Raw genomic sequence first — 23,090 nt, 5'->3', positions numbered from 1 at the left:
AAACATCATGAGCGATCACGCCACCGCGTTGCCGTCGACACCCGATTACACGCTTCCCGCGCCGCTGGCGGCCACTCTTGCCGGCGTGTGTCAGCCATTGCCTGAAGCACAACAGGCAGCACAGGGATCCGGTGGTGCGTCGCTTCGCTACTCACAGACATACCAGACCATCCGCGTGGCGCGCGAGGAGGACGATCCGACATTGCCACGCCGGGAATGGACCCGACCGTTGAAACGCGCCGACTGGCCACGGGTGATCGCATTGTGCGAAGCTGCGCTGCGGACCGAATCAAGGGATTTTCAATTGGCCGGCTGGCTTAGCGAAGCCTGGTCCCGCTATCATGGCATCGATGGCGTCTGCGCGGGACTGATGCTTTTCGAGGCCATGATCGAGCAGGATTGGGCTCATGGTCATCCGTCGATCAGAGAGGGAGAACTGGACGCGCGCCTCGGCGTGTTCACGTGGTTACGCGACACCTTGGCCGCTTCCGTGACGCGCTATCTTCCGTTGCTGGAAATGGAGGAGCGCGTGATAACGCTGGACGATTGGCAACGTCTGCTGATGACCCCGCCGAACCGACCACGCCAACCCGTACGTGACATCGACTTCGACGACGACGGCCACATCGAGCATGATGACGGCAGTGACCCCGATGACGGACCACCGCCGCTTCGCCGTGAAGCCTTGATCGATTTCGCGCGAGGCGAGGTGCTGCTTCGGCTGGAACGACTGCGCGCGTCCTGCGGTGTGGCGCTGGCGTTGTTGCCGAGCATGATCGGCAAGCTTGACCTGGCCGCGGGGCAGGATACGCCAAGTTTCGAGCGGGTCGCGGTGGCGTTGTCGGGGCTGCAACGCGCGGCCATCAGCCTGATTGCAGGTCGCATACCGGAAGGTGCCCCACACGTCGTTGCCCCGGTAAGTCAGCGCGTTGGGACCGGCAAAGACGGCGACGCGGACACATTTACAGATGCCGAGGGTCATCCACTGGCGACGGCCATGTCAACACACTTGGCGCCGATTGATGCGGAGCGGTTCCATGCCATCCCCGACCCCACGGGGTACGCCGACACGGGCACAGCGCCACCCGAGCAAAGCTCGGAGGCGATGGCACCGACGTCGGTCATGTTGCATACGCCCTCCGGGCCGGTCATCGTTCACGACCGGCGACACGCCTACCAATTGATCGAAGCGCTTGCCAACTATCTCATCGAACGGGAGCCGCACAGTCCCACACCCTATCTGCTGATGCGCGGCGCCTCATGGGGCAATATGTCGCTACTGGAACTGATGCAGGATATCTCGCAGGAAGACGGCGACATGCAGCGCTATTTCGCCGCGGTTGGGGTGAAACTATAGCGACGTCTCGGCTACCCACCATACCTATACCGCAAACGCACGCATCGCCTCGGCCGCGGAACAGCAACATCGGTGACGGGTCAGACGAGACCCGATACCCTACGGTCAATGCCGCTCGTAAAGCGAGGGCGTTGGCAGTACATGCTGTAACACGTCCGCAACGCGTGTCAGACGGGGGTCATTGTCCGGTGCATTGTCGCAAGTGTCATTGATGCAGAAGAATGGCAAGTCGCCAAAGCGGGCGCATAATATTTGCCAAGACCGCTCCGCATCAATATCGCCGGAACTGATGTAGAGCGTGTCTCGTTCAATGCGATGACCAAGGCCAATGTGGCACATCCAACGCGGCAACAACTCAGTGATTACGGGCGGCACGCGCCAGTCCCTGAATGTGGTGGCGCGCACTGCATCAAATACATCTCGCGCGATGACTTCGAAGTCATAGAGAATTGATCGGCACAAGGCGCGCGGCGCATGCGCGAATAAACGCGCGTCCTGAACATAGTCACTATAGCGAGATTTCAGCCATTGCCCGGCCATGATCGCGCCATTTACAGGTGCGAGGTGCTCGGGCTGCAACGTCATGCCATCATTGATCCGGGCCAGGTCGCACGGAAGCGCCGGGAAAGGATCGAACCAGTCCCGAGGCATGACGGGCGCCCCGAAGAAAACATCGTCGTTCAAGTAGATAAACTGCTCCGACAGGCCCGGTATTCGATGAACATACGATTCAATATTGCCGGAATCGAAGACCGGCAACCGACCCGCAGGTATTAACGTCGCGTGATCGACCACGAAGATATCTCGGGCAGGCAATAACCAATGCGGTACCTGACAATCCGTGACGATAAAAATGTTTCCATGATCAGGGAAGAAACGTGACAGCGCTCGCAAATTGTACCGAAGCTCGCCGTTGTCGCGATATCGGCCAGCGACGTTTCCATAAGGCGCATGATGCGTCGTATCGGATGGCATCGCCGTTTGCTGCGCAAGAAACGCATCATGTCGTTTATGCTGCCAGGCAGCGTCGCGTCCATCTACCCACAAATAGACAATATCTATTTTCGGCATAATTGGTTGAAATCCATATGGGCGCAAAAACCAAGGCGCCGCGTTCCCTGAAAGCAAGCGATCACTGCGAAATATAAGATAGCCCGGGTAACGGCCGTGCGAACGCACGAAGCAATGTCCAATGGAACGCACGCCGTTGCAGTCGGGTCGTCGAGACATTGATTCATCGTGTCGACATGACAGCACGGCGCGTTATCCGGGCCGAATGCGACAGGGTGTCCTGGCTACGAGTCATTCAAGAATTTACGCCGGACGATCGCGCGGATGATCGCGGCTCGACTGGCATCACGCAGATACTGGCGGTGAATGAAGTGGAGAGATAAGGACGTATCTTCATAACGTCACAACATTTTCTTTACTCAAGCGCAATTTAATGTCGTTTGCCATTCCTTTGCGAAGAGGCGATATTTTGTCTCGTTCGCATCGGAGCTTATGTATCTCTCTTCAGGCTTCAATTGCATAAAGTGATGAAAAATCCAAGCTCGACACCGCGCAACATCAAATCCAACAGATCGTTCGGCTTCACCGAAATACGTTATTGAAGAGGAATGTATATGCTGCAGAAATGGCGTTTCATGAAACAAGTGAGCATCGCCTTGGGACTGCTGGTGATAGGAGAAAGCGTGCAAGCCAAGCCGATGATATGGCAGGCAGCTAAGGGGATTGCGGAAATTGCAGTATGGCCTGGAGCCGTGCCCGGTGCACAGCCCACACCGGGTCCTGAAGACGTTTCAATCAGTGCACGAGACATAGGGCGCAAGCCCTATACCGAGGTTACCAACGTGACGAACCCAACGATCTCTGTTTATCCGCCGAAAGGAAACGCAACGGGAGCAGCGGTCGTCGTGATTCCTGGAGGAGGATTCCAAGCCCTTGCCATTGATCTGGAGGGCACCGAGGTCTGTGATTGGCTCACAGTAAAAGGTATTACATGTGTGCTACTGAAGTATCGCGTTCCCAGCGCGCCTTATGTTTGGCAATGTGATTGTCGCCTGCAAAATCGATCGATATCGGCACCATCGTTGCAGGACCTGCAGCGGACGATGAGGATGGTGCGCTATCATGCAGAGCAGTGGCATATCGATCCGCACAAGATCGGCGTCCTGGGGTTCTCGGCGGGCGGCTATCTCGTGGCGGAAATCAGCACACTATTCGACCGCCAGTTATATCCAAAGGTGGATGACGCCGACGATGAAAGTGCACGGCCGGATTTCGCCATGCCAATCTATCCTGGACACCTGGCAAATGCCGATGGCACGCTCAACGCGAATATCCCCGTGTCCAGTCAGACGCCTCCAACGTTTTTGGCGCAAGCAGAAGACGACTATGTGGATGGCGTGCAGCAGTCGCTGACTTATTATATTGCGCTGTCGAAGGTACACGTGCCGGCCGAAATGCATTTATACGCGCAAGGTGGCCATGCGTTCGGGCTGCGACGAACAGCACTGCCAATCACGGGATGGCCTGCACAGGCTGACGTGTGGTTGCATACGATTGGCATCCTTGCGAACTAAGCGGCGCGACGCAAACCGCTAGTTTGCAGAGATCTGGTGCATCCCCCGATTCAGACGAGACATACTCGCCATGAAACCGCGCCTGACAACCAGGCACGTCATACATGCTCGCCCGAATTTATCAGTTCAATGACTGATGCTGTGATGATGCGGCTCCATCGCGAGCCGTATGGGCAACACAAATCACCCATCAACAGAATGTGGCCTTTGCTCGATCACCCCGAACCACCCCATTCCCCGATAGCTTTCATAACCAGGCGTCAGTGCATATCCCACGAACGCCCCTTCGGCTGTGCGATAGCCACCCGTATTCGTACTCCGAACTTGTAATGCATATCGCTTCGCATCCTGAACCGTCTGTATCGAGTCGGCAATGATACGGCCGGTGGCATCGACAATCATGCACCTTGTGCGGGCGCGTTCCTCGTTATTCAACCGCACGTTATCAAGCACCGCCGATGCCTGCTTCGTCCAATCGAAAAAAACCGCAAGGACACCAGTGATCTTACCGTTGCTTGCCCCCCCTTCCCTAATCGAGGTCGCGTATGTCGCCGCTTGTGCTCCGTCCAGGCCTGCGACCACGTCCACGTTGGCGGTGGCATATTCTTCGCCCGAGCGAGTACGCAGCGCGGCTTCGAACCACTCCAGGCCCTTGGCATTGACCACTCCCGCGACCGGAAACTTTGCTGGACGCCCATTCGCGAGAACTCGGCCTTCAAGGTCTAGCATCCAGATGTCGAGATACACTGTATAGCTATCGAGTATCACCGACATCCGCTTGGACGCATAAGCAGCAGCATCAGCGCCCTTCACCACTCCATCAACGATCGCCGCATCGGTCGCCCACCAACGGACGTCGCATGAGCGCTCGTAAAGATTACGATCAATCACGTCGATCATGTTCAGTGCAAGATCGGTGAGGCGCTGAACCTGCTGTCGCTCCAGTTCCGCGACCATCGCTTCACTGATTGTCGAGAGTTCAGCGCCCAACTCGCCGGTGAGCTGCCCGATCCGGCGGGAAACGTCTTTCACCTGGTTCGCCACGACTGCAAAGCCGCGGCCAGCTTCCCCTGCGCGTGCCGCCTCGATCAGGGCATTGATCGCAAGATAGGTCGCCTCGCGATTGATCAGATCGATTTCGTCGATCTTGTTCCTCGATATCCTGCGAACTGCCGTCGTCAACTCCGCGATAACAGTACCTTTCGGTGATTGAGCGTCATTTCTTGATATTGTGGCCATGGTCTATTTTTAGAATTTTCTCGTTCCACCAGCTGCGATGTGCTACTTGTCCTGCAGTACTACTCAAATTAACGGACTGTCTGTTGAACATTTGAGTACAGCGCGAAAGTGCTTTCGGGAAAAGGGGCGTATGGCGTGGCCTGACGGCAACTGCGTCGGGCATCCAACCGCGCCTGAGTTGAGTGCATTGCGCTGTTACGAAAACCGCGTTTGCGAAACGGCAACCCGCTACTGCCGTTTCGTGACTGACCCAAACCGAAAAAGATTCGCCTTGCTTAGAATTATCGGAAAGAATTACCCGGTCAAGTGAAATGATGCAAAAGGTCGTTTTTTGGCAGATGTACTTCTAATTTTGCGTTTTACATGCACTAATCTGTTGGAAATTGTCACATCTGGCGCATCCGTCGATTGAGAATTATCGGAAAGAATTACAGATTGGGAAACCCAGACAGCAACGCACAAAGCAACCATGGCACTAGCACAAGAATCAATGAGCTAAGCTAGTCAGCCATCTTCCCTAAAACACGTTCGGGTTATGATCACCCAATCCGGCGTTTGGACTTTAACAGTTCCTACCCATTTGGCATAAGAACGGAGTCTTCATGGTTATTCAACGAAAGGGCCACCGCTATAAAGATGCGAAAACCAGCAGAACCATCGACGTCTGGTTTCCACCCTTTGGGATCGAACAGCGTCGAGGTTGTCTTGCCGAGAAGGTCGGGTTGATCTCAAGCGATATAGCCACCGTCGTGATTGAATCCCTTGACGCGCCGCCAGTTTCTACGGAAGACGCCTACTTACGCTTGCACCTGCTCTCCGAAAGATCTGTCAAACCTAACGAAGTCAACCTCGATGGAATCTTTGCGTTGTTGCCAAACGTCGCATGGACATCGGCTGGGCCCGTACTTCCAAGCGCTGTAGGCGAATTACGCACGCGGGTCGCCGCAGAATACCACCACCTCACTGTCACATCCGTCGATAAATTCCCTCGGATGACAGATTATGTCGTACCTGATGGCGTGCGGATTGCCGACGCAGACCGCGTGAGGCTCGGAGCACACTTGGCGATCGGTACGACTGTCATGCATGAAGGCTTCGTCAATTTCAACGCGGGTACGCTTGGAGAATCCATGGTTGAAGGTCGTGTAACGCCAGGCGTAGTCATCGGAAAAAACGCGGATATCGGCGCTGGCGCCTCCATCATGGGGACCTTGTCAGGAGGCGGAAAAACTAAAAATGCAGTTGGCGAGCGAAGCCTGCTTGGAGCGAATGCCGGTATCGGTATTTCACTCGGTGACGAATGTATCGTCGAAGCGGGTCTATACGTCACCGCCGGTACAAAGGTCAAGATGCCAGATGGTAGCGTAGTCGCGGCAAAACAGTTGTCTGGCCGACCAGGGCTCTTGTTCCGTCGAAATAGCCAAACGGGGACAGTCGAGGCATTTCCAACGAATGCCGCGCAATGGGGAGGGCTGAACGTGAACCTGCACAGCAACGACTGAATGTCAGGTGCGCCGTTCTTTTTGATGGTTTGATGTCAGACACCCACGACAAAGCCTGGAAGTACATCACATCAAATCTAATAGCCCGGGGCTGAGAAGCTTGCAACGGGCACAGTGCCAAGAAGATGCATCCGATGGCCTTCTGCATTTACAGATTGCACGAGACTGCAATGCCAGCTTCGAACCGATTCTAATACCCAAGCACAAGCGCCGTTTTATGGGTATCGAGCGGCGCCACACGGAGTTCCGCTAATCGCGGATCATCCGCTATTCACCGTTCGTTCCTTAAAAGGCTGCTAGGTGGAAGGAGAGGCGTTGGCAAAGATACTCTACGCAACCACCGCAGCCGTTGACAATGCTACTGCGAGCAGCTGAATTTGGTCGGACAACGGTCGTCGGGTCACAAACTTCAGGAAAACAAGCTGAAGGTTACTCGACGGCCCTGAACCGTGTCGAAATCATTCAACTGAGATGCTATTTTCGGCAATATCGTAGGTTACAAGGTCACGTCGATGTAACGCGGCGAGCGCCCTGATTCGTTGGGCAACTCCATTGTCGAGCGGCGTATAGACAATCAAGCCCAGGTCCGGTCTACCGTCAACGGAAAATGCCGAGTACTCCAATTCGACCTGCCCCAGCGTGGGATGCTGAAGTCGCTTGATGCTGTCTCCTTCGCTCTGGTTAAGTATCTCGTTGCCCTGCCATAGTGCGTCAAACTCCGCGCTCAGGCCGCGCAATTCCGCAACCAGCTTGCCGACCTCGGACGCGAGACCGGCGCGAGCCACATCTGCTCTGAAGGCACCGACCACGACACGGGCAACGCTCTCCCAGTCGTGCTGCTTCGCGCGAACGGCGGGATTGCGGAACAAGAATTGAAGAATATTGCGCTGACCGGGCGGCAAGGTCCCGTAATCCGTCAGCACCACCGCAGCAGCACGGTTCCAGGCTACGACATCCCAGGTAGCAGTCTTGATGATCGCCGGGCTGGCGTCAAACGAATCGAGCAGCCGCTGCAACCTGGGATTGACAGTACTAACAGGGTTGTACCGCACCTCGGGTGGTCGCCCAAGCCCTAGCATGAAAAGATGCTCGCGCTCGGCAAGCGTCAGCATAAGGGCACCGGAGATCCGATCCAGCACTTCCCCCGAAGGTGCGCCGCCCCGCCCCTGCTCAAGCCATGTGTACCACGTCGGGCTGATATTCGCGCGCTGAGCAACTTCTTCACGGCGAAGCCCGGGCGTTCGCCTGCGCCCAGTCAATCCAAGGCTCTTAGGATCAAGGCGCGTACGGCGGTTTCTCAGAAAAGCGCCAAGCGAGTCGGGGGTGTTGATTGGCATAGTGAACCTGTTAGTCACTTTACTATGATGAAATCACTACTTTAACGGGATAGCAAACAATCGGATAGTAGACGCCTGACGACCAAGGAGGCTTCACCATGCGGATTTTCCTCACAGGGGCAACTGGTTTCATCGGTTCGGCACTCGTCCCCGAACTCATTCAGGCCGGTCATCAGGTGATTGGTTTGACGCGCTCGGACGCGGGCGCGCGAGCGCTCATCGACGCGGGAGCCGAGCCGCATCGCGGCACGCTCGAGGAGCCGGAAAGCTTGCGCAGCGGGGCCGCAAAGGCAGACGGCATTATTCACGTGGCGTTCGACCACGATTTCAGCCGGTTCGCCGAGAATTGCGAAAAGGACAGGCGTGCGATCACCGCCCTCGGCGCCGCACTCGCGGGTTCCGATAGACCGCTGATCATCACGTCAGGGACCGGCATGGGCAGCGGCCAGCACGGCGAACCCGCGACCGAAGACGTCTTCAATCCCGGTCACCCCAATCCACGTATTGTCTCCGAGCTGACGGGACAGGCACTGCTGCAAGAGGGTATCAACGTATCAGTGGTACGGCTACCGCAAGTTCACAATCCTTTCAAGCAAGGCCTTATTTCCCCGCTTATCGACGTGGCGCGTGAAAAAGGCGTTGTCGCCTATGTGGGTGCCGGAAGCAACCGCTGGCCAGCTGGCCACCTATCCGACGTCGCGCGTCTTTACCGACTGGCCGTGGAGGCAGCTGAACCGGGCGCACGTTATCACGCGGTCGGCGAAGAAGGCATCACCAGTCGCGAAATCGCCGAAGCGCTGGGTAGAGGCCTCGAATTACCGACCGCGTCGATTGCCCCGGAGGAAGCCTCATCGCATTTCGGATGGATGGGAATGTTTGTCGGGATGGATATGCCCGCTTCGAGCGCATGGACACAAGCGCGGTTGAATTGGCACCCGACAGGACCAACACTGATTGCAGATCTCGAAGAAGCGCGGTACAGCATATAAACGTCGCTACTTTCAGTTAGCGTCGCATGACGTCTTCCCTGTCAATCGCGCTCCAGAAACCGGGTTGGTAAGCAAGCACGATTCACAATCTTGTACCGCCGTCCCTGCTGCTTTGCCAATTACACGGTCACGCTCGGCCATCTAAGCCTCGTCGGAGAAAAACATTATAAAAGCCGTCGTCGCTATTCCAGATGCGCGAGCATATCGGGCACTTTCCAGCCCAGCCCGCTGAAATGGTCGTGGAGCATGCAGCACTGCTGCGCGCAATTGCGGTAGTCATACATTATCTCTTCGCCGCTGCAGAAGGCAAGTGCAATGTCGGCTTGATCATCATAGCCATTCATTAGCAGCGCTTTGTACGCTTTCGCGTTTCCCCGTCATCGCCTCGCCTGCTATTCGTTGCCAATTCGTCCAGAGGCTAACTTCATTTCTGTGACACGAACGTGACAACGCTAAACAAACACCAGGAAGGATATCGGCATGGCAATGGCGGCGTGTTGTCTTGCATGAGCGAAACCAACTTAATTTGGTACGACGTTTTCTAGTCCTATAAAAATCCCCTATAGATAAGTTGTCGTACCAGTTGAAAATAAGGTCATTCGTGAAAAGGAACAACATACTTTTTGCAAAATAAATTCATAATACAAGCCATTATTTAGGGTTAGCCTTAATACGACAACCACAGCCTATAGTAAAACTAAGTGATACCATGACTGACGTCACGGCTCAACAAGGTGATGCTCGTTTCTCCAGCTTCCCAACGTACAGCCTCCCGAGTCGAACCGCGTTTCTTGGCTCGTAGAAAAACATGCACGGAGACAGAAGCAGTGAAAGTCAAAGGCCTCAGGTGGTGGATGATCTCCCTCGTCATGCTTGGCACGATAGCCAATTACCTGTCGAGATTTTCGTTTAGCGTCGCCGCCCCTTCGTTTATGAAGGATCTGCATGTGACAACCGAGCAGTACGGATATGCAGTCAGCGCATTTCAATTCGCTTACGCCGGCACTCAGATGTTCACGGGTTACTTGCTAGACGTGATCGGGCTAAAAGTGGGTCTCGCGATTTTTGCCATTGCCTGGTCGCTTGTGAATATGAGCCACGGGCTCGCGGGTTCATGGAACGCGCTGCTTGCGGGACGGGCGGGCATGGGAGTTACCGAATCGTGCATGATTTCCGCAGGCATGAAGACAGTCAGTAACTGGTTCCCCGCGCGAGAAAGAGGAATCGCCGCTGGCATATTCAATATCGGTACATCTCTTGGCGCGATGATCGCCCCGCCTCTTATCGTGTGGGCAATCCTCCGCTATGACTGGCGATATGCGTTCTACCTGTCGGGCGCTGTGGGCCTGGCATGGGCGTTAATTTGGTGTTTCTTTTATAACGATCCGCAGCACAATCGTTTTGTGACACCCGATGAACTGGCGTTGCTGCGCGAAGACGCTGCTCGCGAGGCCCCTGCCGAGCGCAAGGCCAGCTTCCGGATAATCCTGAACAGCCGAAACTTCTGGGCGATGGCACTCGCGCGGTTTCTTGCAGACCCGGCATGGGCGACCATGACTTTTTTCCTGCCACTTTTCATGGTCAAGGTTCATCACTTGGACATGAAACAGATGGCGATGCTCGCGTGGCTACCGTTTCTCGCCGCTGACTTCGGTGCCATTGCCGGCGGTGTGATTGGCAGACTGGCCATGCGTTGGTTCAAGGTGGACGTCATTGATTCCAAGCGCATCGCGGTTACCGTCGGCGCATTAATCATGCCCTGCATGAGCACGATTGGCTTCCTGGCCAGCCCTTATCTCGTCGCGGCTGCGTTCTGCGTAGGTGGTTTCTGTCATCAACTTATTTCAACCACGGTCATCTCTCTGTCGACCGATTTGTTCTCGCGCAATGAAGTGGGTACGGCAACGGGTATGGCGGGTACCGTCGGTGGCGTTGGCTCGACTGCATTCCTCTTGTTGATGGGAGGACTCGTCACATCAGTCGGCTATACCCCATTCTTTTTTGTACTCGGACTTTTCGACTTGGGCGGCATGCTGATCCTGTGGCTGCTGTTAAAAAAAACTGACCGATCCGGTCGCTACTAAGCACACTCATCCGGAGATCAATGATGTTGCAAATCGCATCCATCAAAGTTACGCCAATCGCTTTTAAGGACCCCCCGCTGCTTAACGCCGCCGGGATTCACGAGCCGTTCGCCCTTCGCTCGATTATCGAAATCGAAACCCGCGGCGGTGCGATCGGCTTGGGTGAAACCTACGGCGATCTGCCGTTCGTACAAATGCTGGAACAGATGGCCGCGCGTTTGCACGGCCACGCCGTTACGGATCTGAACGGACTGCGAGCGCTCGCTCAAAAGGTTGCCGATGCGGCGCTGCAGGGCTATCCCGATCCTAAGCGCCCACCTCCCGGCAGCGATCCGGCCCGCGCGGTAGCAAAGCTCTATGGGGCATTCGAAGTGGCTTTTCTCGACGCCCATGCCCGGCATCTTGGCATTCCACTATGTGAACTGCTAGGTGGCGCGGTCCGTCGTGAAGTACCGTACTCCGCTTATCTTTTCTTCAAATATGCGCAGCATGCGGATTGCCCTTACGAGCCGGACTCGTGGGGCGCCGCGCTCGAACCCGCACAAGTGGTGGCACAGGCTCGCCGGATGATCGATCAATACGGTTTCCGCAGCATCAAACTGAAGGCGGGGGCGCTTCCAGTTGAACGTGAAGCTGAAACGCTACGTGCCCTGCACGCCGCATTTCCCGGCTACCCTTTACGCATCGATCCGAACGGGAACTGGTCACTCGCAACCGCGCATCGACTTGGCGCCGAACTGGGAAATATTCTCGAGTATTTCGAGGACCCCGCGCCAACACTTGAAGACATGTCAACGCTGCACCGCGATACCGGTCTGCTTCTCGCGACAAACATGGTCGTATGTGACTTCAATGCATTCCGGCGCAACCTCACGCTCAACGGCGTTCAGGTGATCCTCTCCGATCATCACTATTGGGGCGGATTGCGTGACACACAGCTTCTTGCACGCATGTGTGAGCTACACGGCATTGGCCTCTCAATGCATTCAAATTCGCACCTGGGCATCAGCTTGATGGCAATGACCCATCTCGGCGCGGCCATCCCGCAAATCAACTACGACTGCGACACGCATTATCCGTGGCAGGAAGAGGAGATCATCGCCGGTGGAAAAATTCCGATCGTGGACGGCAAGGTATCCGTCACAAATTCTCCCGGCCTCGGCGTCACTATCGATCAGGATGCGCTAGCCCAGTTGCACGCGCAATACATGAGGTGCGGTATCACTCATCGCGACGATGGAGCAGAAATGACAAAGTATCAGCCCGATTACCTACAACGTTCTCGTCCGCATTTTTAATAAATTTTTCCACCATGTTGACAAGTAGCGATTTCTCCGATGGTCCAATTTATCTCAAAAATAGATCAAATAAAGCGAAATCATGAAACTAACCCAACATCTCTTTTCAAACGGACTTGTTGTCGTTTCAGCTTTGAGCTTCGTGAGCGCCACGCATGCACAGTCGAATATCACCCTCTATGGCGTCGTTGACGACGGCCTTGCTTACGTCAGCAATCAGAACGGTTCGAAAAACATCTATCTCAATGCCGGGGTGTATGCGGGCAACCGTTGGGGACTGATGGGGACCGAAAATCTAGGCGGTGGCTACTCTGCGATCTTCCGCCTTGAACAGGGTTTTAACCTTAATACAGGCGTTGCCAATGGTTCGAACATGGCATTCCAGCGCCAGGCGTACATGGGATTGGCAAATACCGCTTCCGGCACGGTCACCGTTGGCAGGCAGTATCCGGTCTACTGGGATGTGATCGGGCCTTATACGCCGCTCAATGGCCTTACAGGCGCTACAGGAGCCCACCCTGGGGATATCGATGGTTTCGACACGGGGATCCGATACAACAACTCTGTCAAGTACATGTCTCCTAAATGGTCGGAACTCCAAGGCGGACTAATGTACGCGCTGGGCGGACAACCAGGATCTCTTACGAACGGTAGCGCATTCAGTGCAGGTTTGCATTACGACCACGGCCCGGCCGGCTTTGCCGTCGCCTACCAGCAATTAAGAAACGTTGCCGGCTCGCCGAGCTGGAATGCCGCTTCTGCATCGAGCTTTGGCATATCGTCATTGAACACTGGCTACACATCGGCCGCATCGGTCCAGTATGCGGCAATGCTGGCTCGTTACACGGCTGAGAACTGGATGGTGGGGTTGAATTACAGCAATGTGCGTTTCAAGCCTGGCAGCGCATCGCTGTTCCGCGATACGGCCGTTTTCAACACGTATGGCGCGATCGCGAGCTACACACTCTCTCCCGAGACGCTCCTCATGGTGGGTTACAGCTACACCCGCGCCAGCAGCGCGAACGGGATCACGGATGCGGCACGTTATCACCAGATTGCGCTCTCCCAGAACTACAACTTGTCCAAACGTACAACGCTTTATCTGCTCGAGACCTACCAGTTCGGTGGCGGCCAGACCCTCAACGCCGCAGGAGCAATCGTTGCGGCCACGGCGAGCGTGGGAGATTCACAAAACGCGACGCCTTCGTCGAACGGACGTCAGTTTGTGACAATGTTTGGCATCAAGAGCGCTTTCTGAGTGGATGATGGCAACGCGCACCGCACCACCACGCAGATATGAGCGGGGCGTTTTGACGCATTTGCTGTCTTCTTAAATTTGTTCCGTAAGCGAGGACAAAATTGACAAAACACTGGCAACTAAAATGGTCTCATGGCGAGTTGCTCGTGCATTCCCGCGGTGCAATGCTGGGCAGCGTTGCGCTAAGGCACGGCCATGGGTGGGTTCGTCCATTCTATGAGGCACCGTGGCTTGACGAAATCGCACCCGATGCTGGCGGGTTACTCGCTCACCTGCGCGGTGAATTTCCATGCGTGCCATTTGGCATGTCAGCCGCACCTGAAATCCTTGAGACGAGCTGGCAGGCATCGCTCACAGATTCGCCAGATAGCCTGGATGGGCTCGATTACAACGATCCGTTCTCACACGGGTACGGCTGCGTCGCCGATTGGCACCCCGTACTTATTAACGACACGACGGTTTCACTTGAAACCCGCTACCCCCAAGACTCGCCCATAATCCGTCTTATCCGCACGGTACGTGTTCTGCCTGGCGCCCCGTCGATCCACTTCACCGTTGTAATCGAAGCAAGGCGCGAGGCCAGGCTGCCAATCGGGCTGCATCCCATTCTGGCGCTGCCGGCTGCGCCTGGAGCGTTCCGAGTCGAACCTGGCGCGTTTCGCTTTGGCATGACGCACCCGGGAGGGCCAGAGCCCGGCATATCGCGCGCCATGCCTGGCCGCTTATTCAACACGCTGGAACAGGTACCACTGCGCGACGGAAGCACGGAAGCGTTCAACCGCTACCCTTTTGCGCACGATACCGAGGAGATCGTTCAACTATGTGGGGTAGATGGCCGGATAAAACTAGTTGACGAGCAGACATGCGCGACTTATTTGCTTACATGGGATGCTGCGTTACTCCCTTCGGTCCTTTTATGGATAAGCAACCGGGGAAGGAAATATGGCCCGTGGAATGGGCGTAATGTATGCCTTGGCGTGGAGCCCGTGGCCAGCGCATTCGACCTGGGTAGCCGCGCAGCGTGCGTATCCAATCCGATCAATGCTCGTGGCGTCGCTACCGCTGTTGCCTTCTCACCTAGTCGACCCTTGCGTCTCGATTATTATTTTTCCCTCGAACATTCAGCGTAAACTGTCGTGGTCAACTAATTTAGGACACTACGATAGGTTCTTTTACAGCTGCAATGCGTTCGTACAGAACCGGCGATCGATTTCCGAAGGCCGAGCGTAAGCGCCTAGTGTTGTAAAAACCGACGATGTACGACGCAATGTCATTCCTGGCCTCAGCATGATTCGTGTAGTCGCGCTGCCATACGCGCTCCATTTTCAGATTTAAGAAGAAGCGTTCGGCAACCGCATTATCCCAACAATTTCCCTTGCGGCTCATGCTGCAGATAAATTTGTGACGTCGCAAAAGTGCTTGGTACAGGCCGCTTGCATATTGAGTAGATTCAACCGGTCGCCGCAACACTCGATTATTGAGCGGACTTTAGGTATTCGTCCAGCGCTTCCGCAGGTGTTTTCCAGCCTAGTGTTTTGCGCGGCCGAGTATTCAGTGCGTTAACCACGGTTTGAATTTCGTTCGCGCTCCATCGGGATAGGTTGGCGCCTTTTGGGAAGTATTGCCGTAGAAGGCCGTTCTTATTCTCATCATGCAGCGGCCACGCCGAGCGCCGGTGTGAGTTGCGCCACGGCCGCCATTACGATTTCTCGGTGTATTCGATCGGAGTCACCAGCAAGGCAGCCAGTTTTTTTTGGACATCGATCACCAGCAAGGCTTTGTTCAAGCGTGCTTGTAAACGGTCACGTTCACGGGTTACTTGAGCGAGCTGACGCGCTTCAATACGCGCCTCATAGGGCTTAGGGCCATTTTTTTTGGGAGCCAAAGCCTCAAGTCCGGGGCTCTCCCGTTGGCGACGCCATGTCCTCAAGGACAATGAATAGACGCCCTCGCGACGCATCAATGCGCCGATTTCACCAGGCATCGAGCACCGATCCGCCGCTTCCAGGATGCGCTACTTATCGGCTGGCGAGAAGCGGCGGCGCTGCGCTCGCGGGACGACCTCCGAATGGACGCTGCTTGTGTCATCACTGGACAACGTCGGTCCTTTGGAATCAGGCGACTTGGGGGCTTCGGCCATGACGCGCTCGTGGGTATGATTGACAGGCATAAGATACCCCTCGTCGCTCACTAATTTAACAGCAAGAGGTGACGCAGGTCATATTGGCACGTAGGGATACGGCACGACCATGTTCGGCATCGTCGCGTGGGCGAAGCGGCCGGGTAAGCTTGACACGTGAAACCGTCATCTATTTACTGCGGCCATCGCTTCCCACCTTGGCATTGTCACGTTAATAAGCATAGTCTGAAAAACCGGTTGTTAGTGATGCTGCTCAGAACGAGCACGGATTTTGACCGTCGCACGTAAACTGCCGCCACGATTCGAAGCGAATGGTAAGCAAACTGCTGTTCGGCCGTGCCCAGCAGGTGTCGGTTCGGAGCAAAATGCTGTCGAATCGAACCGAAGCTCGATAGGAAACGCTGGGCTCGTCGCCGATCCCTGAAGCCGCCCATGCGGCGCTCCCACTCTCGGCTCGGAGTGACCTCCCCCCGGTTAACCGAGCACATTGGCCTGGAGGTTTCCGGCTTCTAGGTGTGCAAGTGGGAACTCGCACGGCGTCAGGTTGTCCAGTGAACTATGTGGCCTGAATTCGTTGTAATACTGTCGCCACTGCTCGATCTTGTCCCGCACATCGTCCAACGACATGAACCAATGCACGTTCAGGCATTCATCCCGGAAGCTTCCATCGAACGACTCGATAAACGGATAATCCGTCGGTTTGCCCGGGCGTGAGAAGTCCAACATTACGCCGTTTTTATATGCCCAGTGATACAAGGCATGCGAGATAAATTCACTTCCGATATCTACCTGTATTGGCATTTCCCGCTTGGCGTTGATCGCTTTCAAAGCGGTGAGGTTCGATCCGCTCTTATCGATCGTCACTGTCTCGGGGTCGCCGTTTAGCGCGATTGCCCTATCGAAATATGCCTGCGCGGCAGCTTTGCCCCAGCGTGCTCGTAGCAGAAAATCAACCGTGTTGCCGGCTTTGTCGGCAGCACGGTAGAGATATTGCCACGCATCGAGCGCACGTCTCGCCCATCCTCCAACTTCTGCCGACCGTGCGTTTACACAGCCGGAACGGTTTTTCCAGTAGCGGCAACAGTCTGTGCGCCCAGCGATGAACGGTCGGATGGGGTTGACCGCAATACCAGGCTCTACCATCCTCTCTTCGAGGTGGCGCAAACTCAACGGATACGCAACCTACCAATGCACGCATAACAACATCACGTCCAGCGGATAGTGGAGCCGTTTAAACACTTTCGACATCGCCGGCGTCAGGTTTTGCTTTATCGATCGGATTGTTCGCTCGCATGCGTCAGAATACCAAACCGCCTTATCGCGCCAGAACCTTCGCATCTTGCTACATCTTTTCGCTGCTTTGAATATTATTCAATTTGCTCTGACTTATCGTGGTGCACCGCAACTGATTGTACTGCAGCCGTATGATGCTTTGGTACTGTAAAACGCTAGCTCAAGTAGCTTGTACGGAAGCTTAAATAGGGGAAAAACGATGAAAAAGAACGTTTTCTGCTGCTTGCTGATCGCGTTGACTAGCGCGATCTTTACTCAATCTTCATATGCTGGTGCCAGTGCCAATATTGGCGACTCCTCTTCAGGTGGCGACGCAGGCTACGCTGGATCAGCTTCGCGTGGTGACGGAGGGGGCGCAGCAGCGTGTATCGACTGCAACTGAGGGAGTCAAGGGGTTCTGTTGCCTCGGCGAAGGTGCTTTGGCAATAGGGTAAGCGCTACTTTCTCCCCGACTGAACGGGCATCGGAACACGCCCATTCGGGAAAGCGGGTATTAGACAGTTGAGGTGAATTACGGCGCTACGGCGCGGTGCTGTTTAGCGTAATTGAACGGCAACACGGTTGATCTTCTGCTACGAGCCCGCTGGAACAAGGCTGCCGCGCAGGTTTATTTCGAGAGAGCAATCGCGCTAAACGGCGACCCCGAGACCGTGACGATCGATAAGAGCGGATCGAACCTCACCGCTTTGAAAGCGATCAACGCCAAGCGGGAAATGCCAATACAGGTAGATATCGGAAGTGAATTTATCTCGCATGCCTTGTATCACTGGGCATATAAAAACGGCGTAATGTTGGACTTCTCACGCCCGGGCAAACCGACGGATTATCCGTTTATCGAGTCGTTCGATGGAAGCTTCCGGGATGAATGCCTGAACGTGCATTGGTTCATGTCGTTGGACGATGTGCGGGACAAGATCGAGCAGTGGCGACAGTATTACAACGAATTCAGGCCACATAGTTCACTGGACAACCTGACGCCGTGCGAGTTCCCACTTGCACACCTAGAAGCCGGAAACCTCCAGGCCAATGTGCTCGGTTAACCGGGGGGAGGTCACTCCGAGCCGAGAGTGGGAGCGCCGCATGGGCGGCTTCAGGGATCGGCGACGAGCCCAGCGTTTCCTATCGAGCTTCGGTTCGATTCGACAGCATTTTGCTCCGAACCGACACCTGCTGGGCACGGCCGAACAGCAGTTTGCTTACCATTCGCTTCGAATCGTGGCGGCAGTTTACGTGCGACGGTCAAAATCCGTGCTCGTTCTGAGCAGCATCACTAACAACCGGTTTTTCAGACTATGCTTATTAACGTGACAATGCCAAGGTGGGAAGCGATGGCCGCAGTAAATAGATGACGGTTTCACGTGTCAAGCTTACCCGGCCGCTTCGCCCACGCGACGATGCCGAACATGGTCGTGCCGTATCCCTACGTGCCAATATGACCTGCGTCACCTCTTGCTATTAGATTAGTGAGCAACGAGGTACCCTACGCCTGTCAATCCTACCCACGAGCGCGTCATGGCCGACGCCCTCAAGTCGTCTGGTTCCAAAGGACCGACGTTTTCCAGTGATGACCCGAACAGCCTCCATTCGGAGGTCGTCCCGCGAGCGCAGCGCCGCCGCTTCTCGCCAGCCGATAAGTAGCGCATCCTGGAAGCGGCGGATCGTTGCTCGATGCCCGTTGAAATCGGCGCGTTGCTGCGTAGCGAGGGCGTCTATTCATCGTCCCTGAGGACATGGCGTCGCCAACGGGAGAGCGCCGGACTCGAGGATTCGGCTCCCAAAAAGCGTGGCCCGAAACTTATACGGCGACAACTGGGGGCGCGCAGAGACATCCGAAAGCATCGTTCGAGTGGTTGGCACACGAAAAAATCCCTTCCTTGATGGCACCGCTATAACAAGGTACTTACGTTAGTCACAATACGGGACTGCACTTTGGCAATGAGAGTCATTGCGAGGAAAAGCCTGTTGGCGTTCTGTGACAAGCACCCGGCCACGCCGCAGTCTGTGCTTGCATTGTATGAAGAAGCCGTTAAAGCGGTATGGATAACCCCTCAGTACATCAAGGCCAGATACGCGAGCGCAATTTTTGTCGGTCGAAATCGTGTTGTATTCAACATCAAGGGAAACGACTACCAGCTGATCGTCGCGATCGCTTACCGCATCGGCGTCGTATACATAACATTTATTGGTACGCACGGCGAGTACGACAAGATCAATGCTGAAACCGTTTAAGTGGCGTAACGATAATGGAAATCCGCCCAATCCATAACACTCACGACTACCATGAGGCATTGCAGATTGTTTCAAGCTTGGTCGATGCCGACCCAGCACTAGGTACACCGGCCGGAGATCAACTTGAAATTCTCGCTACGCTGCTTGAAAAATACGAAGCGGAGCATTTCCCGCTCGACCTGCCCGATCCTATCGAGGCGATCAAGTTTCGTATGGAGCAGGCTGGCCTCACGGCCCGCGACATGCAACCGTATGTCGGTAACTTGAATCGCGTCTACGAGGTTCTGAATCGGAAGCGTAACCTGAGCTTAGCCATGATTCGCCGTTTGCGCCACGAATTGAAGATCCCCGCCGAGGTACTCATCGCCTAGGAAACGATTGTGAGTGACCCGAAAGTTGAATTAACGACCGGCCTGGTGTAGTCGGCTCATGTGCAAGTTGTTTGCGTTTGGCGCGGTAATTTTGGGCTTATGCGGCTTTACAATAATCGCCTTCCGACTCGGCCTTCCATTGACAGAGAAAACGCGAACTACGGGTCGGCAGCGACGTCTCCGCTTTTTTGTGCACGATTTGTTGACGGATAGTACGCACTTTACTCGTTTCTTAGGCGTCAATGCTAAGGTACAAAAACCTGAACACGCACATCTGATAACTTGAGTTGCCACCAATTATGATTTTTTGAATTCCCACAACCGAAAGAATAAGCAAGAATGCAAAACCCGCTATGAAACAAGGCGAAAGCAGAATTTATGCTGAGGCTTGCACCTACGCATAGCCACTATAAACAAAGGCGCCATCGCTGGCGTCAGATTTTGCTTCATGGATTGTATCGTTCGTTCGCGACCCTCAAGACTCCGAAGTGCTTTATTACGGCAAAACACCATAACATTAATGGCTGAAATTAAAAGACTATTCATTTATGCATTTAAATAAAGATGGATAAATGAATTTTGCATAGTATTATGCCGATTGGAATTCAGACGCGTTCGGAATACGATGTTACCGATTGGCAGGCTGCTACGACTTTTCAGGGTAAAACCAATCTATGCGGAGCTTATTTATGTCGGAGCACGTTAACAACTTTGGCTGTGCCTGTTGCAGTCCCAATCTAATACCTACATTCACTGATGACGCGCGTGAATGGCCTGAACTGATCAAAATATTGGCATTGCCGAAACCTGCCGAAACGGTCGAATCCGTAATATTTCACGGAGGAAACATCTATCCCGACCCCACGCAGACGGACTTTCAAGTAGAAGCGATCGGCATAGCTGACCACCAAGTGGTGGCAACCGGTACCCTCGAACATGTACGCGAGGAAATGCTTAAGCGAAACGGCGACTTTCGCTTGCAGATGCTCACCGACAATCAGACCTTGCTTCCTGGATTAATCGAGCCACACGCTCATTTACTGACAAGCGCAATCGTTGGCTCATGGACGAACCTTAGTCCGTTCGGCGACGATCAGAAACTGCGCAGCTCGTACGGAATGAATTTCATCTACGAACAGCTCGCCAGCGCGGTGGATTCAATAACGAAAGACGCTGGCGCGAACGACGTACCAAAATGGGTCTGCGGTTTTGGAGTCGACCCGTCGCTCATGGATGTATGGGGAGAGATCAATGCTGAATGGCTAAATAAGATAAGCCCAGATGTATGTATTTTTCTGCTTAATGCTTCCGGTCATATCAGCTATGTCAATGGGGCGGCTTTATCCGAGGCCGGCTTAGACAAAAATTATAACAATGGTGTTTTGACCGAAAGCGAGTCTACCAAGGTGACCTCAAAAATACCGCCGCCGACCAAAGAGGAAACGGTTCTGGGTCTGCTGCGCGTATTCGCCGATGCAAATCGGCGCGGTATTACGACAATATTTGACGCAGGCCTTGGCATGCTGAATAAGGAAGCTGAGGTTGATTTGATGCGGTTCTTAGCGACGACGGCCGGTATGACCGTCCGCGTAGGCGCTGCGTTATACGTTGGCAGCGATTCATCTTTGCCCGACTGGGTCAAGCAATTCCACCCCGAACAGAACGACGATGCCAATGCTTTGTTTGGTTTGCGTGCTGTCAAATTGATGGCGGACGGTTCGAATCAGGGATTGACTGGGTTCCAGAGTCAGAATTATCTTTGCTGCCTCGATCACACGGTGCCGGGTGTTGGTCCGCGGGGGCTATTCAATTTCAGCCCGCCTTGGGGATTGGCGCAAATCATGCGAACAGTGGCCGATGCAGGATGGCCGATCCTTGTTCATGCAAACGGGGACGAAGGAATCGCCAATGTGCTGGCCGCCTTCCAGTTGGCACTGGATAAGGCGGGGCCATTGCTGCCCAATCCTGTAGATTCTGAATTACATTCTGGGACGCTCGACTTGCGTCATCGGATAGAGCATGCATCACTGCTCCATGATGATGCGATTGTTACAATGAAACGGCTCGGTGTATCGCCGAGCTTCCTTATCGGTCATGTGGGCTATTGGGGTAGGACGCTTCAGAGAACCATTCTCGGTCCGGAGCGGGCCCAGTTGCTTGATCGGTGTGCATCGGCATTGGCGGCGGGCCTGAAAATTAGCTTGCATAGCGATCACTTTGTCTCACCGCTTGGTCCATTACGCTGTATGGAGCAAGCGATTGGACGCGTAATGGAGGGGCCAAGAAGCATACTCGGCGCATCTGAGAAAGCTGGTCGAACCTCTGCGATAGTGATGCCAGAAGACAGCGCCGAGATAGCCGGAACGGAAGATGTGTTAAACCCGGCAGAACGTTTAACTGCTTCGCAAGCGCTACGAGCCGTTACGATTGACGCGGCTTGGCAATGTCATCTCGATGAACACATCGGGTCGCTGCGACCGGGGAAGCAGGCCGACCTCGTTATTCTTGAGGATGATCCGTTGCAGTGGACGGCAGAGAATGCCGAAGGTATGCGAGATATCACCGTGAGTGAGACCTGGGTTAGCGTAAGCGTCCACCCAAGGCATCTTTCGTCGCGACATGAACGTGCTCATGCTGTCGGATTTTTCGACGGATGCAGACGATGGAAGGTAAGCAAGTGGTACCCGTGACGCCGCGCACTGCGCGACGCAGTTTCACCAAGGAATTCAAGCGAGAGCTTGTGCGCCAGTCCATGCTGCCGGAGGTTTCTCGTGCAGCTCTGGCCTTGGCCAACGGCGTCAACGCCAATCAACTGGCACGCTGGTGTCGCGAGCATCAGCGTGCCGATCACGTCACCTTCGTGCCCGTCGTCAGCGCCGCATCCACTGCTTCAGAATACGCTCGTGCTCCGCTAGCCACAGTTCCCCCGACTGAGCTCGAGTGGCTGCATGGCCAGACCAGGATCGTCATTCGGGGGAACGTCGAGGTCGAGATTCTGCGCACCTTCATCTCGCAAACCTTGGCATCAACCCGCACAGTATGATCGGCCTACCTCCCGGCACGCAAGTGTGGCTGGTTGCCGGCGTGACCGATATGCGGCGTGGCTTCGACGGTTTGGCCGCTGTCGTGCAAACCAAACTTGCCAACAACCCGTACGGCGGCCAGGTGTTCGTCTTCCGAGGTCGGCGCGGCGACCGAATCAAGGTACTCTGGTGGGATGGACAGGGTCTGTGTTTGCTCTGCAAGCGCCTCGAACACGGTTACTTCGTCTGGCCGCAGGCCGATTCCGGTAGCGTGCATTTGAGCGCTGCGCAGTTGTCCATGTTGCTTGAAGGCATCGACTGGCGCCGACCACAGCGCACCGCCACACCCCGTGCGGCGTAGTCGTAGCAGTTGTATACGGGGCCT

The 23,090-nt window shown here is 54.9% G+C and carries 19 protein-coding genes and 7 pseudogenes; 17 read left to right on the top strand and 9 right to left on the bottom strand.

Annotated features, from left to right (window positions below; genetic code table 11):
- The first annotated feature begins 7 nt into the window (after positions 1-7).
- Complete coding sequence (tssA, locus tag SJQ66_RS07040; RefSeq protein ID WP_320534128.1) at positions 8-1,357, top strand: type VI secretion system protein TssA; 1,350 nt, start codon at positions 8-10, stop codon at positions 1,355-1,357.
- Positions 1,358-1,462: 105 nt separating this feature from the next.
- On the opposite strand, the gene SJQ66_RS07035 is transcribed toward tssA, so the two are convergent.
- Positions 1,463-2,428: a stealth family protein gene (locus tag SJQ66_RS07035; RefSeq protein ID WP_320534127.1), complete on the bottom strand. Its 966-nt coding sequence runs from the start codon at positions 2,426-2,428 to the stop codon at positions 1,463-1,465.
- Between the two features lie 554 nt (positions 2,429-2,982).
- Here SJQ66_RS07035 and SJQ66_RS07030 point away from each other — a divergent pair.
- Entirely contained in the window at positions 2,983-3,942 is a 960-nt protein-coding gene (locus tag SJQ66_RS07030) for an alpha/beta hydrolase (RefSeq protein ID WP_236693526.1), read from the top strand.
- Between the two features lie 183 nt (positions 3,943-4,125).
- Here SJQ66_RS07030 and SJQ66_RS07025 read toward each other — a convergent pair whose 3' ends face one another.
- Positions 4,126-5,181, bottom strand: coding sequence for a methyl-accepting chemotaxis protein (locus SJQ66_RS07025; protein WP_024903356.1), 1,056 nt, complete (start codon positions 5,179-5,181; stop codon positions 4,126-4,128).
- Positions 5,182-5,783: 602 nt separating this feature from the next.
- Here SJQ66_RS07025 and SJQ66_RS29615 point away from each other — a divergent pair.
- Positions 5,784-6,161: pseudogene (locus tag SJQ66_RS29615) on the top strand (tetrahydrodipicolinate N-succinyltransferase N-terminal domain-containing protein); the annotation flags it as partial.
- 12 nt (positions 6,162-6,173) lie between these two features.
- Entirely contained in the window at positions 6,174-6,683 is a 510-nt protein-coding gene (locus SJQ66_RS29610; protein WP_366520204.1) for a DapH/DapD/GlmU-related protein, read from the top strand.
- Between the two features lie 458 nt (positions 6,684-7,141).
- Here the strand turns inward: SJQ66_RS29610 and SJQ66_RS07015 are convergent, their stop codons facing one another.
- Entirely contained in the window at positions 7,142-8,020 is an 879-nt protein-coding gene (locus SJQ66_RS07015; protein ID WP_320534125.1) for a helix-turn-helix transcriptional regulator, read from the bottom strand.
- Between the two features lie 98 nt (positions 8,021-8,118).
- Between SJQ66_RS07015 and SJQ66_RS07010 the strand changes: the two genes are divergently transcribed.
- Complete coding sequence (locus SJQ66_RS07010) at positions 8,119-9,009, top strand: SDR family oxidoreductase (RefSeq protein WP_024903359.1); 891 nt, start codon at positions 8,119-8,121, stop codon at positions 9,007-9,009.
- Between the two features lie 182 nt (positions 9,010-9,191).
- Here the strand turns inward: SJQ66_RS07010 and SJQ66_RS07005 are convergent, their stop codons facing one another.
- A complete protein-coding gene (locus SJQ66_RS07005) occupies positions 9,192-9,353 on the bottom strand; it encodes a hypothetical protein (RefSeq protein ID WP_157685007.1) in 162 nt (53 codons plus the stop codon).
- Positions 9,354-9,836: 483 nt separating this feature from the next.
- Between SJQ66_RS07005 and SJQ66_RS07000 the strand changes: the two genes are divergently transcribed.
- The 4 genes from SJQ66_RS07000 to SJQ66_RS06985 all read left to right on the top strand — a co-directional run bounded on the left by SJQ66_RS07000 (position 9,837) and on the right by SJQ66_RS06985 (position 14,779).
- The gene (locus tag SJQ66_RS07000; protein WP_024903360.1) at positions 9,837-11,093 is read left to right on the top strand and encodes an MFS transporter; all 1,257 of its coding nucleotides are present in this window, start codon (positions 9,837-9,839) and stop codon (positions 11,091-11,093) included.
- A 20-nt stretch (positions 11,094-11,113) separates the two neighbouring features.
- Positions 11,114-12,391, top strand: a complete 1,278-nt coding sequence (locus SJQ66_RS06995) for an enolase C-terminal domain-like protein (protein WP_201779140.1) — start codon at positions 11,114-11,116, stop codon at positions 12,389-12,391.
- 82 nt (positions 12,392-12,473) lie between these two features.
- Complete coding sequence (locus tag SJQ66_RS06990; protein ID WP_024903362.1) at positions 12,474-13,649, top strand: porin; 1,176 nt, start codon at positions 12,474-12,476, stop codon at positions 13,647-13,649.
- 101 nt (positions 13,650-13,750) lie between these two features.
- Positions 13,751-14,779: a hypothetical protein gene (locus SJQ66_RS06985; RefSeq protein WP_320534124.1), complete on the top strand. Its 1,029-nt coding sequence runs from the start codon at positions 13,751-13,753 to the stop codon at positions 14,777-14,779.
- A gap of 19 nt (positions 14,780-14,798) precedes the next feature.
- Here SJQ66_RS06985 and SJQ66_RS06980 read toward each other — a convergent pair.
- From SJQ66_RS06980 to SJQ66_RS06965, 5 genes and pseudogenes are all read right to left on the bottom strand, one after another.
- A pseudogene (locus SJQ66_RS06980) lies at positions 14,799-15,095 on the bottom strand (integrase core domain-containing protein); the annotation flags it as partial.
- Between the two features lie 28 nt (positions 15,096-15,123).
- A pseudogene (locus tag SJQ66_RS06975) lies at positions 15,124-15,300 on the bottom strand (transposase); the annotation flags it as partial.
- Positions 15,301-15,348: 48 nt separating this feature from the next.
- Positions 15,349-15,633 (bottom strand): transposase, encoded by a 285-nt coding sequence (locus SJQ66_RS06970; RefSeq protein ID WP_320534123.1) that lies wholly within the window; start codon positions 15,631-15,633, stop codon positions 15,349-15,351.
- Positions 15,634-16,042: 409 nt separating this feature from the next.
- Positions 16,043-16,265 (bottom strand): annotated as a pseudogene (locus SJQ66_RS29870) (IS6 family transposase); the annotation flags it as partial.
- Positions 16,264-16,932, bottom strand: coding sequence for an integrase core domain-containing protein (locus SJQ66_RS06965; protein WP_320534177.1), 669 nt, complete (start codon positions 16,930-16,932; stop codon positions 16,264-16,266). The gene SJQ66_RS06965 and the pseudogene SJQ66_RS29870, both read right to left, overlap by 2 nt.
- A 701-nt stretch (positions 16,933-17,633) precedes the next feature.
- On the opposite strand from SJQ66_RS06965, the pseudogene SJQ66_RS29605 reads away from it, so the two are divergent.
- The 8 genes and pseudogenes from SJQ66_RS29605 to tnpB all read left to right on the top strand — a co-directional run.
- Positions 17,634-17,810: pseudogene (locus SJQ66_RS29605) on the top strand (DDE-type integrase/transposase/recombinase); the annotation flags it as partial.
- Positions 17,802-18,122, top strand: a pseudogene (locus tag SJQ66_RS29600) (integrase core domain-containing protein); the annotation flags it as partial. The pseudogenes SJQ66_RS29605 and SJQ66_RS29600, both read left to right, overlap by 9 nt.
- Positions 18,121-18,343 (top strand): annotated as a pseudogene (locus SJQ66_RS29865) (IS6 family transposase); the annotation flags it as partial. The pseudogenes SJQ66_RS29600 and SJQ66_RS29865, both read left to right, overlap by 2 nt.
- A gap of 674 nt (positions 18,344-19,017) precedes the next feature.
- The gene (locus tag SJQ66_RS06955; RefSeq protein WP_046154197.1) at positions 19,018-19,311 is read left to right on the top strand and encodes a type II toxin-antitoxin system HigB family toxin; all 294 of its coding nucleotides are present in this window, start codon (positions 19,018-19,020) and stop codon (positions 19,309-19,311) included.
- A gap of 14 nt (positions 19,312-19,325) precedes the next feature.
- Entirely contained in the window at positions 19,326-19,682 is a 357-nt protein-coding gene (locus SJQ66_RS06950) for a helix-turn-helix domain-containing protein (protein WP_320534121.1), read from the top strand.
- A gap of 689 nt (positions 19,683-20,371) precedes the next feature.
- Positions 20,372-22,372 (top strand): amidohydrolase, encoded by a 2,001-nt coding sequence (locus tag SJQ66_RS06945; RefSeq protein ID WP_320534120.1) that lies wholly within the window; start codon positions 20,372-20,374, stop codon positions 22,370-22,372.
- Complete coding sequence (locus SJQ66_RS06940; protein WP_320534119.1) at positions 22,345-22,725, top strand: transposase; 381 nt, start codon at positions 22,345-22,347, stop codon at positions 22,723-22,725. Before SJQ66_RS06945 ends, SJQ66_RS06940 begins: the two co-directional genes overlap by 28 nt.
- Positions 22,722-23,066 (top strand): IS66 family insertion sequence element accessory protein TnpB, encoded by a 345-nt coding sequence (gene tnpB / locus SJQ66_RS06935; protein ID WP_046154715.1) that lies wholly within the window; start codon positions 22,722-22,724, stop codon positions 23,064-23,066. Before SJQ66_RS06940 ends, tnpB begins: the two co-directional genes overlap by 4 nt.
- Positions 23,067-23,090: the final 24 nt, after the last annotated feature.

Source organism: Robbsia andropogonis, assembly GCF_034047095.1.
Classification (GTDB): Bacteria; Pseudomonadota; Gammaproteobacteria; order Burkholderiales; family Burkholderiaceae; genus Robbsia; species Robbsia andropogonis.
The sequence above is the reverse complement of the archived record's forward strand: the minus strand, read 5'-3'. Positions and strand labels throughout refer to the sequence as shown.